Genomic DNA, 14,697 nt, shown 5'->3' on the forward strand with positions numbered 1-14,697 from the left:
GAATGGTCGAATCTATGTATATGGAACTGTTGTGTCAAGTAAAAAAGCCCATTTTAATTCATTAAATGGACTTTTTCCGGAAAATGTGGTGATTTACAATTGGTTTCAGGAAAATAATTCATGTTCTACTGCTATTGATAACTGTAGTTTGTTCCAAATTTGGTAATTGATTAAAGTCTCGGGCTGTCGTAAGTCTTACGGTATGACTAAAATTGACAAACTCCTCTGGAATTTGATGTTCCTTAAATTCTGGATCCATCGCATCCCAACTTAAGTCACTTCCGGATTTATCATTGGTAAATATTTCTGACTCGTCTGCCTTGGAAAAAAGAAATAGTTCATCAGCCTGTAACTCTTCGCATAAAAAAGTAGCAAGACGAGGTAGTGATAAGGGCTCAACTTTATCTTCAGCAGCGTTTTGGACCAAAGTAGAGAGCAGCAAGACTGATTGGCTGGGAAGTGTGTCCAAAAATGAATGATCAAGGGTTAGCATCTCATTTTGACGGGTTATCAGATTTCGCTGATATGGATTAAGGCCAATAGCTGATACCCCCTCATCGGCGAAAAGGGCAACCAGGCGGTTGTTGAGGTCTTTGATACTGCGTACGGTAGCCTCATCTCGCATCACCCCGGTCTGGATAATGCGCTCTGTGTATTCACTGTCGGAGTGAATGATAATGGGGCGCAGATCAGAATTGCCTTGTTGTTGCGAAAGTGAGCGGGCCAGACTGGTTAGAAAAACTCCATTATCTAAATGATCATAATCGAGTGCTGCAATGTATTTCATATAAAATCAGTAGATTATCTATTTGAAAGTGATGTAGAACTGAAACTGTGGGGAAGAAGGTCTTCGCTAAAATGAATGGACTCGGAATCATCAGCATGGTGCAGGTGAATTTGTTTCTTTGGCAGATGTTCAATAATAACCTGCCGACAAGCACCACATGGACTGCTGAATTCACCTTTGCGGGTGTGTATGTCAAGGCTGAGTAGTTTCTGGCTGCCAAAAGTCAACGCTTTTGTAATGGCAACGCGTTCGGCGCAAAGTCCCATATTCCACGAAGAACATTCAATGTTTACACCCGTAAAATAGCCCTGTGCTGTTTCCACGATCGCCGAAACAGGAAAGTCGGATTCACCGACAACAGCCTTATCCAACAGCTGTTTAAGCTGTTCCATTTTGTTAATATCGGAATCCATAACTGGATTTTCGAGGGTGATATTTTGCAGGTTCTTGCTATCAAGGGCATGGGACTTCAATCCAAATTCTTGTTCCCAACTTGGTATCATGGATGCATTTATTTCATCCGTAAAAAGTTCACCGGGTTGATGTCCTTCGCTTAAGCAGTGAAAAAGAGCATTCTGCGTGGCACTAATGCTTAAGGGATAAGATATGTTTTCGATGCGTACACCGGGGAACCAGCTTCCACTTTTGCTGCGAACAATAGCTACCGAAGCTCTTTTAGAGTAGGGAACATAATTTTGCTCGTATAGGTCGTTGATGTCCATTATTCTATAATTGATGAAACAACCGCATCCGCAATTTTTGCTCGTATATTGCTGATATTTTTACCATATGATCGGTACGGATACGTTCGATTTGTTAAAATGATAATTGCCAGATCACGCTCGGGATCAATCCAGTAACTGGTACCGGTAAAGCCCAGGTGGCCAAACGTTTTTTTACTGGTCAAAGATCCGGCAGTACTGTTCTTTCCGCTTTTTCGGTCAAACCCGTAGCCACGATTGCTGTGTTTGGCTTGCCGCTTGGTAAATTTCTGTATGGTTGAGGGTTCCAGATAGCGGCGACCGGCATACCATCCATCATTCAATAGCATTTGGCAAAAAATAGCCAAATCTCTGCCGCTTGAAAATAATCCCGCATGGCCGGCAACACCATTTAAAAAATATGATCGTTCATCGTGCACTTCTGCATGAACTGTAGTGTCCCGAAACACGGTGTCGATTTCAGTGGGAGGAATCCGGTCGGTAAAATATTCACCCATCTTTTTTGGAGTGAAAAAAGTAGAAGACATCCCCAGAGGATAGTAAAATGTTTCTCGTAGATATTGATCAAGCGGTCTGCCGGTAACTTGCTCAATGATTTCACCGAGCAGAATAAAACCGAGATCACTGTATCTGTAATCAGTGCCGGTTTCATAGGTAAGCGGTTCATTTTTAATGGCTTCAATAATTTCTTTTTTTGATTTAAGGGAATCAACATACACCCGAAATGGGGGCAGCCCCGAATTATGTAGCAGAAAATTTTCTATAGTGATATTCTTTTTGTTACCACTAGAAAACTCAGGGATGTAGTTTCCAATCTTATCTGTCAGATTGATTTTTTCCTCTTCTACCAGTTTCATAACGGCGGCTGTTGTAGCGGTTGCTTTTGTAAGGGAGGCTAAGTCGTAAACTGCATCCTCTTTAATAGGGTTCAGCTTTTCGTAGGTTTCATACCCGAACCCTTCTTGGTAAGCAATATTCCCGTCTTTAAGGACGGTAACCACGCCGCCGGGAAACGTGGAGTCAAATATCGCCTCATTCATAATATGACCGATATTACGAAGCGAATCCCTTGATAAGCCCGATACTTCGGGTTCGTCGTAACGCACTGCGGTTTGGGGGAGATACAGCCCATGATTGACAGAGTACAAACCCGGAATGCTGATAGGAAGTCGTCCACTTAATTCTGATCCGCCAAACAAGGCAGGAACGGTACTCTTTACTTGATTGCCATTCGCTGCCCACGCTAAAAGTTGTACGTCGGTATTGGACAAATCCTGAACTACATAGGGGTTTCCAAAAGCGGCTAAAACTGAGGGTTTCTTACGGATTAGTTTCTTTAGAAAGGGCAATTGCTCATTATCAAGCTGTACTTTTTGCCCGGACTTTACATAGATAAATGAGCCAATGATAATAAGATCAGCTTTACGGGCTTCTTCCATCATGTCCTGTTTATCTTCATTGCTTGTCCGTTGATCTAACAAGTAGGAGCTAACATCGGGATGATAATCCCTGAGCTGTGAGACAAAAGAAGAACCTGTATATCCGCTTTTGCCATCCGAGACTGATACAACCATTACTTTAGGATATTCTGATGCCCGGATAGGTAGAATATCTCCGTCATTTTTTAGAAGCGTCAGTGATTTTCTGCTAATTTCTTCAGCTATTAACTGATTATCACGGGTATTGATATTAGTGCTTAAAGAATCAATATCAATTTTATTGTCTTTAAAAAGTCCTTGCTGCTTTTTCCACCTGAGGAGCTTGCGTACGGAATCATCAATGCGTTTTTCTGATATTTTACCTGATGTTACGGCGCGTTCAATTTCGTGGAGAGCTGTTAATTCGTCTGGACTCAGCAACATGAGGTCAACGCCTGCTTTCAGGGCTTTTACAACGGCTTCGCCTGGTGAGAAGTGGGAGGAAATTCCATGCATATCCAGTCCATCACTTACAACTACCCCTTCAAAGTTGAGGGAATCCCTGAGTATTTGACTGAGTATATTGGCGTCCATTGTGGCAGGTAATGCAGAGTCGGAACTGATTTTTGGAAATGAGATATGGGCACTCATTATGCTATTAACTCCATTATTAATAGCTGAACGAAAAGGCACCAGTTCGACAGTATCAAGCCGAGCCAAATCGTACTTGATTACCGGTAATGACAGATGAGAATCGATATCCGTATCGCCATGGCCAGGAAAATGTTTGGCTGTGGGAATCACTCCCTCGGATTGGACCCCTTCTATAAATTTATTCCCGTACTCTGCAACCACATGGGGATTACTCGAAAATGAACGGACATTAATGACCGGATTCATTGGATTGTTGTTTACATCCACAACCGGAGCAAAAATTTGGTTTACGCCCAGTGCCTTAGCTTCCTGAGCCGTTATTTTTCCCATCCAATAAGCATAGTCGGGATTTTGGGTTGCTGCGACCCCCATGGCATGTACAAATTGCGTCGCGCCATCAACTCGCATTGCAGCCCCATATTCCATATCCTGGGTAATCCAAAGTGGAATTTTTGAGGCACGCTGGAGCTTGTTGGTCAAAACGGTCTGTCCGTAAACTGTTCCGTTGAAGAAAACAAGTCCGCCAATTTTATACTCTCGAATATGGCGCAGCAGTTGTTGGTAGGACTCGCTGTCGTTGCTTTTATAATCTCCGTAAGCACGAATAAAAAACAGTTGCCCAATTTTTTCCTTCAGCGACATATTGGCTAGCAGTGAATCCACGGTAATGGAATCCACCGTTTTTTTAGGCTGGTCAGCTGCTTCGTTCTCTTTGGTATTAGGAGGTTGTTTAGCGATGTTGTTCAGTACGCTTTCCTGCTGAATACTCCCAACCGGAGGTGACGTTGAAGTGGTTTTTTGGGAAGCAGAGCATGATTGGACTGCGAAAAGTAAAAACGTACTGCATATAACCAGCAGTACTATGTTATTTGTAGAAATTTTCAATTGTTTAACCATGGATTTTCAGAGATGATATATGCTGCTAAATTAATGTTAACATAGTCGAATGCCGTTGCGGAATCAACATGAGCCGGAAACCTAATTGATTTAAATTATTTGTCTTCAGGTATGAAGGTCATGGTCTTAAATTGATTTTCACCAAAAAACGTACTGTCCTGATATAAAAATTTATATTGACCGTTTAGCCAGCTTTCTGTTTGATCTCCATAATATTGTGAAAGGGGATTTCCGGATTGACCGGTGGGATTAATAGACCAGGTTTTACTTAGATCAGAAAAATCAATAATACGTCGGATTGACGGTCCGAGAACCATTTCATATGGATCATTCCAGCTGTATTCTCCGTTATTGACGCTCATATCATGTCCGCTTACAGGATGTGGGCCATTATTGAGCAAATTATTAACGATCAGTTGTAATGCTTGTGGGGCATTGGGATCTTCAGCGGCTTCCCCAAAAAGTTGGGGCTTGAATGTGATGGTGTGTAACTGCTCCCATCTCCACTCGAACGGTTCGTTGCCATAATTTTGTTCAAGAAAATTAATTGCTTCGGCCATACTTTTTCTGACCATGTCGTCCCTTGTTTCGGTAGTGTCTTCAGTATTTACATCATCAAAAAAGGTGCTCCCATTTCGTAGAAAACGGCTTAACGCGCGGATGGGCATCGAAGAGAAACGCACAAAATTCTCGTAACCTGTTTCTCCCATATCATCAACAAAGGTGTTTTTAGCGAGATGGAGTAGAAAGACATCCATAATAGAGGCGGCCGTTTCTGATTTACCATACGTAAAATCCCAGTTCTCCAGGTATGAAATGGCGGTCTTGAATTGACGCTGGTCGCTGTTTTTCAAGACCGGAAGAATTAGCTGGGAAAGTTCGCGCGAGAATTTAGAATAGGTATCGTTTTGCATCTGCTGGAACAGTTGTGGAGAAAGTTGGTCATTTTCTGTCAAGTATTGTTCGATGCGATCGATGCGAGACCCAGGCTCCCAATACACCGAAATATAGTAGGGATAATCATCGCCGGCGGGAGAGGTGTTGGCATTAGCAATCCAGCCGCGATCGGGGTTTATGACCGTAGGAAGCTGTTCATCGGGTACATAACCCTGCCAGTTGTGTTCGGTATTCCAGCCTTCGCGCAATAAAATTGGATTTTCATCCCGGATGGGAATATTGGCCATTGATAGCTGGGCGATGTTACCCGCCTTGTCAGCGTAGATAAAATTCTGTCCCGGCACTTTAAAGTTGTAGGCTCCTTCACGAAACTCCTTAAAAGACTGCGCCCAGTTCATGGTTAACAAGGCTTCGATCTCATTGGTTACCTCGTAGCCGGTCCACTGCATAGAGATAACGCGGTCTTTGGTGTATTGCTGTTCGGGATATACATTAGAGACTATAGGCCCATGGTTAGTAACTTTGCGAGTAAGCAGTGTATCGTCAGCCCCTTTTATTTTAATGACCTCTTTCTGGATTTCGAACTCATCGTAAATTGCTTCATTGGCCAGCGAATCAATGACATATTCGTCAGGATTTTCGGGATTTATCGCCTCTACAAAAAAGTCTGTGTCGTCGAGCATGATGTTGGTCAGTGACCAGGCAAGGTGATCATTCTGCCCTAAAATAACGATGGGCGCACCGGCAAGCGTAGCGCCTGAAAGATTTCTGCCGTTGACATTCAAATGCGTTTCGTACCACTTGCCCGGCATGTTTAGCCCCAAATGTGGATCACCCGCTAAAAGTGGTGCTCCGGTAGATGATTTTTCGGCGCTGACTGCCCAGGCGTTACTGCCCACGTGCGAGCCCTGACGGCCCATAATTTTATTTAAGGTTTCATTCTTCTCGACCAGGGGTATCAGTGTTTGGGCCCAGTTGGCATCGCTTGTTAGATTCGAAGAAAGAAACCTGCTGTCGGGCAACAGTTGTGAGAATTTATCCTGCGAAAGAGTATCAGCAAAATATGCATAATTTAATTCTGACTTCCAGGCTAAGTTTAGCTCCCAGGCCATCATTCGTGCCAGTGCGATTGAATGTGTTGGGGTCCATGGAATGGGTTCCATGTCGGCCAGCGTAAATTGCATAGGCAGACTTTTAGGATTGTTGTTGACATAGGAGTTGACGCCGGCGGAATAAGACTTAAGCAAATTTTGGGTAGAGTCGGAGAGAGTGGGAGCTATTTGTTGAGCGATATCCCAAAACCCAAGGGTACGCTGCAATTTATCGTAGGGAAGGAGGTCTTTTCCCAGGAATTCGGCAAATCGCCCTTCGGCCGCCATCTGACTCAAGGTCATCTGCCAAAGGCGATCCTGGGCATGGACGTATCCCAGAGCGTAATATAAATCGTGCTTATTGTCAGCATAAATATGCGGCACGCCATGAGTATCCCAGTGGATATCAACCTGTTGCCGGATGGTATCGTGGCTTTGATTAGATTGATAATTGGGTAGCGGACGATAGAAGGTCCAGTAGATGGCAAGACTTCCGATTCCAATAATTAGGATGAATAGAAAAAGAGTAATGCGTAAAAATTTATTCATAAGTAGCGTTTAATAATTTTTGGCAATCAGGAATGTAGCAAACATAGCAATTAATGAGTAGCCGGAAAAAGGGTATGTTTCGATAGCAGATGTATTCATCCAAAAGTATGCTTGATTAAAATAATGTTATTCAGTTATGCTATTAAATAGCTGAATCATTGAAAATGCTTCAGAAAATCGATACTCTCTTTCATCAATAATCAACATCTAATTGCAATAAAATCTCAGTGATATGGATATTAAAAAAGTAGCAGTTATTGGCGGCGGTACCATGGGCAACGGTATTTGCCATGTTTTTGCCATGAACGGCATTCCGGTAAACTTGGTAGAGATGAATCAGGAGTTGGCAGATAAGGCGTTGGGGACCATCGATAAAAACCTGGAACGCATGGTTAAAAAAGAGAAGATCGATGCCCAGCAGAAAGTACAGGCCCTTGAAAATATTAAAACCCATACCGATACCAGTGAGGCGGTAAAGGAGGTGGATTTGGTGATTGAGGCGGTTCCCGAAAATTTTGAGCTTAAGAAGAAGGTTTTTGCTGACGTTGATAAAGCAGCGCCGGAAAAGGCCATATTGGCTTCCAATACCTCATCCATATCGATAACAAAATTAGGGGCAACCACGTCTCGTCCCGAGCGATTTATCGGAATGCACTTTTTTAATCCCGTACCGGTGATGAAGCTGGTGGAGGTTGTTCGTGGGCTGGATACCGATGAAGAAGTTGTTGAAATTATTGAAGAAACAGCAAAGCTGTTGAATAAAAATCCGGTTGAAGTGGCCGATTATCCGGGTTTTGTATCCAACCGGGTGTTGATGCCGATGATTAACGAAGCGATCTATTGCGTGTATGAAGGTGTTGCTGAACCCGAAGACGTGGATCAGGTTATGAAGCTTGGAATGGCACATCCGATGGGGCCGCTGCGGCTGGCTGATTTTATCGGCCTGGATGTTTGCCTGGATATACTAAATGTGCTTCATGATGGCTTTAAAGATCCAAAGTATCGACCATGTCCATTGTTGGTTAAGATGGTGGACGCCGGTAAACTCGGGGATAAATCTGGAGAAGGGTTTTATACGCACGAGTAAACAGTATAAATTTATTTTGAATTTTAGGCCCTCAGGAATCTGTATTCTTGAGGGCTTTTATTTTACTACCAAAACTTCCAATAGTAAAGGTAGTGTTTAAGGCGATCTATGAAATGTTGGCCTTGGAACCACCCGAAAACAAAGCATAAAATTATGAGGGTATAAATAAGTACTGTTGTTAAACTACTGGCAATGGTTGTTACTGCGTGATAGCCAGAAAGCATATAAATGCCTCCTAATCCTATACCGGGAAACATCCAGAACGCTACAATATTGATAAGCGCAAAGCCAAGAAAAGCACTTAATAAGGCGTGGGTTAGTCGTTCTGTTAATGTAGGTACCCGTTCGTGATTGCGCTCGTCAATATGTAATCCATTCTCACTCAATGCAGGTCATTTTGTTATTCCATGATTGACAACTTTCTAAAAGTAATTGATAAATAAAAGCATCTCCCAGTAATTTTTAGCTAATTAGGTGTTGTATGCTGTAAAAAAATGTTTCTCGTTTCCATTTTTATCATATTCTTGTTATTTGTTGAGGTCTTAACTTTTATTGAAAACGGAATTTATATGAAAATTTTCAAACCACTTCTTCTCATCGCCTTTTGCACATTGATCACTATTTCAATTGGTCATGCAGAAGGTTTCGAACCTACGGTTCTAACTCATAATTCACTTTTGACACTACAGTCTGATACGACTGATACCGCAGAGACCAAAGAGGCGGATTTGCCTCTTGAAGCCGAACGTATTGTTAATATAAGTTCATCAGAAGGTACCTGGATATCGGTGGATGTAAGTCCGGATGGCCAGCAAATAGCTTTTGATCTGCTGGGTGACATCTATACTATACCTTTTGAAGGCGGTGCGGCAGAACAGCTTACCGACGGGATGGCCTTCGATGCCCACCCGAGGTACAGTCCTGATGGAAAAAGTCTGCTATTTACCTCCGATCGGGATGGATCCGATGAGGTGTGGTACATGAACTTGGAAACCGAAGAGTTGCATCAGGTTACGAAGGGTAAAGACAACCGTTATCCTTCTGCCGAGTGGACTCCAAGCGGAGACTATATTATTGCAGCCAAAGGTGGATTGACCAACAAATTATGGATGTATCACAAAGATGGGGGGGAGTGGCGTACAGCTGATTGATGAACCGGAAAACCTGAGAACGATAGATCCGGCCGTAAGTCCCGATGGACGTTTTATTTACTATTCCCGTCGGATGGGAGCTTGGAATTATAATGCACAACTTCCACAGTATCAGCTGGGAGTGTATGATCGCGAGAATGGGGAAACGAGCACGATCACATCCCGATACGGCTCAGCATTTACTCCTGTTATTTCGCCGGATGGTAAGTGGCTGGTATACGGTTCTCGCTATGAGGATCAGACAGGCTTGGTGATTCGCAATCGTGATAATGGCGATGAGCGGTGGCTGGCGTATCCCGTACAGCGCGATGAGCAGGAGTCTCGCGCCACGATGGGCGTTTATCCCGGGATGTCATTTACTCCGGATAGTGAGGAACTGGTGGCTTATTACGGTGGAAAACTATGGCGTATCCCAATTGATGGTGGTGAGGCAAAAGAGATTCCGTTTGAAGTTAATACCGAAATTGAGCTTGGTCCACGTCTGGATTTCGATTATCCCATCAGTGATGACAAAGAAGCAATTGCCACGCAAATACGAGATGCAGAGCCGTCGCCCGATGGAGATCAGTTGACGTTTACGGTGATGAATAAATTATATGTTATGGACTTTCCCGATGGTACTCCGCGTCGCCTTACGGATATGGAGGTTACCAAGGCGCATCCTACCTGGTCGCCTAACGGCAGATGGATTGCCTTTGCGACCTGGGACAAAGATGAGGGCGGACATCTTTATAAAGTCAGACCTAATGGAGAAAACCTGCAAAAACTTACACAGCAGGCGGCTGTTTATGGAAGTCCGGCATGGTCATACAATAGCGATCGAATTGTTTTTCTAAAAGGTGCCGCAGAAGATTATCACGATGGTCTTGGTCCAGGGGCCTATTTTGGCTCGTTGGATGAAATTTCTTGGATTCCTGCTGATGGAGGAGAAGTTACATTAGTTGCCAAAGCCGATGGGCGATCTAATCCGCATTTTGTTAAAGACAACGATCGTATTTATCTCAACGATGATAATACGCTGGTTTCCATTCGTTGGGATGGTACCGAGGAAAAAGAGTATATAGAGATGACCGGTATTACGACGGCAGGATTTGGAAATCAAAGTGGCATTCCGCACGGAGAACGAATTTTGCATCCGGTTTCAGCGAAAGAAAATAATCCCCCCAGTGAAGCTTCACTGATTACGATGGCTCCCGAAGGAGATCAGGCGTTGGCGAAAATTAATAATGAGATTTATGTAGCTACGGTGCCTAAGGTTGGTAATAAGATCGATATATCGGTTGCCAATCCCGATAATGCACAGTTTCCTGCGAGAAAGTTAACAGAAATTGGCGGTCAATTCCCATACTGGGATACGGACGGGCGAAAAGTGCACTGGTCTATCGGGAACGGACATTTTGTGTATGATCTGGATGAAGCCAAAGCCTTCGAAGACAGCGTAAAAGCTGCTCAGAAAGCAGAGGAAGAGCTAGAGAAAAAAGCTGAAGAAGAGGAGGGAAAATCCGAGGAAAAGAAAGAATCCGAAAAGGAGGAAGATAAAACACCTGAAAAATATAGTCCGGAAGAATATGCCATTGAAGTTACTTACGAGCAGGATATGCCCGAAGGCGTGGTGCTTCTACGTGGTGCTCGCATCATAACGATGGATGGTGACGAGGTCATTGATAAAGGAGATATTCTGATTGAAGATAATCGAATTAAAGAGGTAGGGATGACCGGAACGCTGGATGTACCGTCCGGAACAGAAAGCATTGATGTTTCCGGCAAAACCATTATTCCCGGGTTTGTGGATACCCATGCGCATATGTGGCCGACCTGGGGCATCCACAAAAATGAAATCTGGAATTACTGGGCGAACTTGGCCTATGGTGTAACGACAACCCGAGACCCTCAGACTTCTACAACCGATATTCTGTCATATAGCGACATGGTGAATGCCGGGAAAATGCTTGGACCGCGCGTATATTCTACAGGACCCGGTCTTGGGTACTGGGCATATAACATTCGCGATCTGGATCATGCTAAAAACGTGATGAAGCAATATAGTAAGTACTATCACACCAAGTATCTCAAGATGTATATTGCCGGTAATCGTCAGCAACGCCAATGGATTCTGATGGCTGCAAAAGATCAGAAGATCTTGCCTACTACAGAGGGTGCTCTGGACTGGAAGATCAACCTCAATCAGCTTATCGACGGTTATCCCGGACATGAACACAACTTCCCTGTGTATCCCATATATGATGAGGTTGTGAAAGTTGTCGCCGAGTCTAAGATGGCGGTAACGCCCACGCTGTTGGTTACCTACGGCGGTCCCTGGGCGGAAGAGTGGTTTTATGCTAACGAGGAGCCATATAAAGATTCTAAGTTATCGTTTTTCACTCCGTATGCAGAGCTGGCATCGAAGTCACGGCGAAGAGGGTTCTGGGCTACCAAAGATGAGCACGCATTTTACAAGCACGCAGAGTTCATGAAAGATCTTGTAGATGCCGGCGGCTGGGGTGGTATTGGAAGCCACGGCCAGCTGGAAGGACTTGGTTATCACTGGGAGCTTTGGGCCGTACATTCCGGAGGCATGAACAATCATACTGCTTTAAAAGTGGCGACTATACTTGGAGCAAAGTCGCTCGGGCTTGATCAGGATTTAGGGTCCATTGAAAAAGGAAAGCTGGCTGATCTGGTTATTTTGGATAAAAACCCACTGGATGAAATTCGAAATACCAATTCGGTCCGCTGGGTCATGAAAAACGGCCGCTTGTATAATGGGGAGACGTTGGATGAAATCTATCCCCGTAAACGCAAAGCCCCTGAGCGATGGTGGGGCAATGATAAACCCGCAGGTGGATTACCCGGCATAAAAGAATAGAATGAAACGGTTAAATTTTATAGCTCAAGACTGATTTAGGAAATTAACTCAGGTATGGAAACGATTAAAATTCCAACTCCAAGACAGGTTGAACAAGCACGAGAAAAACTGGGTGATAAGGTTCGAAGAACACCCGTCTGGGAGTGGCAGAGTGATGTGAAGGATCAACTCTTAAGCAAAGAAACCAACTTATTCTTGAAGCTGGAACTCTTCCAGTATGCCGGTAGCTTTAAACCGCGCGGTGCATTGATGAATATGCTGGATCTCAGCGAAGAACAGCTAAAAAATGGGGTTACTGCAGTTAGTGCCGGCAATCATGCTATTGCTGTTGCTTATGCGGCAAAATCACTTGGTACTACGGCCAAGGTGGTGATGCCCAAAACCGCCAATTCGTTTCGCGTTGAGAAGTGTAAATCACACGGTGCAACAGTTGAGCTGGTTGACGATGTGCATGAGGCTTTTCGTCGTGTAAAGGAGATCGAAAAAGAGGAAAATCGAGCATTTATCCACCCCTTCGAAGGGGAACAGACTGCGCTGGGTACCGCAACAGTGGGACTTGAATTTGCTCAGGATGTCCCTGAATTGGATGCCGTTATTGTTCCAATCGGCGGTGGAGGATTATGTGCAGGAATATCAGCAGCAGTTAAGCAAATGATTTCTGATTGCAAAATCTACGGCGTAGAGCCGGTGGGAGCCGATAGTATGAGCAAAAGTCTTAAAGCTGGAGAGCCGGTCGAAATTGATGAGGTTGACACCATTGCTGATAGTTTGGGTGCCCCGCACGCCGCTCCATACAGCTTTGGATTGTGTCAGCGTTTTGTGGATGAAGTGGTGACCATAACCGACTTGAAGATGGCGCAAACCATGCGCATGATGTTTGAGGAATTGAAACTGGCTGTCGAGCCGGCCGGTGCCTCAGCTTTGGCAGCAGCAACGGGACCACTTTCTGATGAGGTGATGAATAAAAATGCCGGAATCATCGTCTGTGGTACCAATATTGATACTGAAAGTTTTTACAGCATATTGCAGAAAGCAAAATAGGTTAATTGGTGTTTCGAGAATTCCACGAAATACACAATAATTTCTGTTTGAACTATGATTGATTTACGAAGCGATACCGTAACCAAGCCCACGTCCGAAATGCGACAAGCAATGGCCGAGGCCAAAGTGGGGGATGATGTATTTGGAGAAGATCCTGCCGTCAATGCTCTTGAAGAAAAGATTGCTGATATGTTTGGCTTCGATGCGGCATTGTTCACTCCCAGTGGTACTATGGCTAATCAATTGAGCATCAATTTATTAACTGATCAGGGAGATGAAGTTCTGATCGAGGAAACAGGTCACATTTTTAACTATGAATCCACAGCGGCTTCGCACCTTTCATCCGTATTGCTAAGACCGTTACAGGGGGCGAAAGGTAAACTTTCAGCAGATTTGCTCAAAAATACTGTTCGCGGGCAAAATGAATGGGAACCCCGAACATCAGTTATAGCGCTCGAGAACTCTACCAACAAGGGAGGGGGCTGTTGTTACAGCGAGCAAGAGTTAGCCTCAATTAGTGCATTTGCCACTCAAAATAATCTGGAGATACATCTTGATGGAGCTCGCATTTGGAATGCAATGACGGCGACGCAAACAGAGCCTACATTTTATAGCCGTGTTTCTGATACAATGTCTGTTTGCTTCAGTAAGGGACTTGGAGCACCGGTTGGGTCAATGATTCTTTCTTCCCATAAAGACATTACCGAGGCGCGACGCATGCGCAAAATGTGGGGGGGAGGTATGCGTCAGATCGGAATGTTAGCTGCCGCCGCTGATTATGCGGTTGATCATCATCTGGAAAACCTAAAAGAAGATCACCGCAGGGCTAGAGAATTGGCAGAAGTGATTAATCGATGTTCCGGACTCACGATCGATTTGGGATCTGTGGAAACCAATATTTTAATCTTTGATGTTAAGGAAATGTCTGCCCGGGAAGCAGTGAAAAAACTTGCAAATAATGGTATAAAGCTAGTTCCGTTTGGGCCTAAAACACTTCGTGCGACCTTCCACTTCCAGATTACGGATGAAGATCTCAACAAGGTAAAGAGCACTTTCAATCAATTATTCGGCTAATCCTAACACATTATTGACGCTTTTCACTGTTTGTATAGGATTGGAATAATGGATTGTCACGTCCCACAATCTGCAGGGTATTGAAATCACGAACTCCAAGATGTAACCGAATATAGGGGCTGACAGCTCTTAGAAAGTGCCAATACCAGTTCTTTTCCATCTCTTTTCGATAAGCTTCAATAGCCCGATCCAGCTCGTTTTGGGCCTCAAATGGAGCGTGATAATACTGGGTAGAGTTTGGAACATTATAGGTACCCATATCTGTAAGCGATCCTCCGGAAACCGATCGGCTGTATTGCTGATCCAGCTGCAGGGAGGTTTCGCCCTCTTCATCTTGATCAATAGAAATTTTTGTGGTATCGGTTTCCTGTGCGGTACCATCCAGAGGTATACCGAGTAGCAATCCGGCCACAAAAACTACCATTAAAAGGTGAGTAAAATGCATTGCTGTCATTAAGTTATT

Annotated in this window: 11 protein-coding genes; 5 read left to right on the top strand and 6 right to left on the bottom strand. The window is 44.1% G+C overall.

Going from position 1 to position 14,697, the window contains the following annotated elements; all coding sequences use genetic code 11:
• Positions 1–118: 118 nt before the first annotated feature.
• From ACT3IB_RS00730 to ACT3IB_RS00745, 4 genes are all read right to left on the bottom strand, one after another.
• A complete protein-coding gene (locus ACT3IB_RS00730) occupies positions 119–787 on the bottom strand; it encodes an amino acid kinase family protein (RefSeq protein WP_491537100.1) in 669 nt (222 codons plus the stop codon).
• A gap of 14 nt (positions 788–801) precedes the next feature.
• Positions 802–1,509 (bottom strand): cytidine deaminase, encoded by a 708-nt coding sequence (locus ACT3IB_RS00735; protein ID WP_491537101.1) that lies wholly within the window; start codon positions 1,507–1,509, stop codon positions 802–804.
• Positions 1,509–4,466 (bottom strand): serine hydrolase domain-containing protein, encoded by a 2,958-nt coding sequence (locus ACT3IB_RS00740; RefSeq protein WP_491537102.1) that lies wholly within the window; start codon positions 4,464–4,466, stop codon positions 1,509–1,511. Before ACT3IB_RS00740 ends, ACT3IB_RS00735 begins: the two co-directional genes overlap by 1 nt.
• 107 nt (positions 4,467–4,573) lie before the next feature.
• Positions 4,574–7,015 (bottom strand): penicillin acylase family protein, encoded by a 2,442-nt coding sequence (locus ACT3IB_RS00745; RefSeq protein WP_491537103.1) that lies wholly within the window; start codon positions 7,013–7,015, stop codon positions 4,574–4,576.
• Between the two features lie 238 nt (positions 7,016–7,253).
• On the opposite strand from ACT3IB_RS00745, the gene ACT3IB_RS00750 reads away from it, so the two are divergent.
• The gene (locus ACT3IB_RS00750; RefSeq protein WP_491537670.1) at positions 7,254–8,102 is read left to right on the top strand and encodes a 3-hydroxyacyl-CoA dehydrogenase family protein; all 849 of its coding nucleotides are present in this window, start codon (positions 7,254–7,256) and stop codon (positions 8,100–8,102) included.
• Between the two features lie 65 nt (positions 8,103–8,167).
• Here the strand turns inward: ACT3IB_RS00750 and ACT3IB_RS00755 are convergent, their stop codons facing one another.
• Entirely contained in the window at positions 8,168–8,488 is a 321-nt protein-coding gene (locus ACT3IB_RS00755) for a hypothetical protein (RefSeq protein ID WP_491537104.1), read from the bottom strand.
• Between the two features lie 183 nt (positions 8,489–8,671).
• Between ACT3IB_RS00755 and ACT3IB_RS00760 the strand changes: the two genes are divergently transcribed.
• From ACT3IB_RS00760 to ACT3IB_RS00775, 4 genes are read left to right on the top strand one after another with little or no spacing between them, the layout of a single operon-like run.
• A complete protein-coding gene (locus ACT3IB_RS00760) occupies positions 8,672–9,253 on the top strand; it encodes a TolB family protein (RefSeq protein WP_491537105.1) in 582 nt (193 codons plus the stop codon).
• The gene (locus tag ACT3IB_RS00765; RefSeq protein WP_491537106.1) at positions 9,225–12,119 is read left to right on the top strand and encodes an amidohydrolase family protein; all 2,895 of its coding nucleotides are present in this window, start codon (positions 9,225–9,227) and stop codon (positions 12,117–12,119) included. Before ACT3IB_RS00760 ends, ACT3IB_RS00765 begins: the two co-directional genes overlap by 29 nt.
• Positions 12,120–12,173: 54 nt before the next feature.
• A complete protein-coding gene (locus tag ACT3IB_RS00770) occupies positions 12,174–13,160 on the top strand; it encodes a threonine ammonia-lyase (protein WP_491537107.1) in 987 nt (328 codons plus the stop codon).
• A 54-nt stretch (positions 13,161–13,214) separates the two neighbouring features.
• Positions 13,215–14,234, top strand: a complete 1,020-nt coding sequence (locus ACT3IB_RS00775; protein ID WP_491537108.1) for a threonine aldolase family protein — start codon at positions 13,215–13,217, stop codon at positions 14,232–14,234.
• 10 nt (positions 14,235–14,244) lie between these two features.
• Here ACT3IB_RS00775 and ACT3IB_RS00780 read toward each other — a convergent pair whose 3' ends face one another.
• Positions 14,245–14,679, bottom strand: a complete 435-nt coding sequence (locus ACT3IB_RS00780; RefSeq protein ID WP_491537109.1) for a hypothetical protein — start codon at positions 14,677–14,679, stop codon at positions 14,245–14,247.
• Positions 14,680–14,697: the final 18 nt, after the last annotated feature.

Source organism: Fodinibius sp. GM21, assembly GCF_058386955.1.

Bases quoted from the DNA above. Each gene is read 5' to 3' on its own strand.
- ACT3IB_RS00730 (WP_491537100.1), bottom strand. From the start codon at position 787: ATGAAATACATTGCAGCACTCGATTATGATCATTTAGATAATGGAGTT.
- ACT3IB_RS00735 (WP_491537101.1), bottom strand. From the start codon at position 1,509: ATGGACATCAACGACCTATACGAGCAAAATTATGTTCCCTACTCTAAA.
- ACT3IB_RS00745 (WP_491537103.1), bottom strand. From the start codon at position 7,015: ATGAATAAATTTTTACGCATTACTCTTTTTCTATTCATCCTAATTATT.
- ACT3IB_RS00760 (WP_491537105.1), top strand. From the start codon at position 8,672: ATGAAAATTTTCAAACCACTTCTTCTCATCGCCTTTTGCACATTGATC.
- ACT3IB_RS00765 (WP_491537106.1), top strand. From the start codon at position 9,225: ATGGGGGGGAGTGGCGTACAGCTGATTGATGAACCGGAAAACCTGAGA.
- ACT3IB_RS00770 (WP_491537107.1), top strand. From the start codon at position 12,174: ATGGAAACGATTAAAATTCCAACTCCAAGACAGGTTGAACAAGCACGA.
- ACT3IB_RS00775 (WP_491537108.1), top strand. From the start codon at position 13,215: ATGATTGATTTACGAAGCGATACCGTAACCAAGCCCACGTCCGAAATG.
- ACT3IB_RS00780 (WP_491537109.1), bottom strand. From the start codon at position 14,679: ATGCATTTTACTCACCTTTTAATGGTAGTTTTTGTGGCCGGATTGCTA.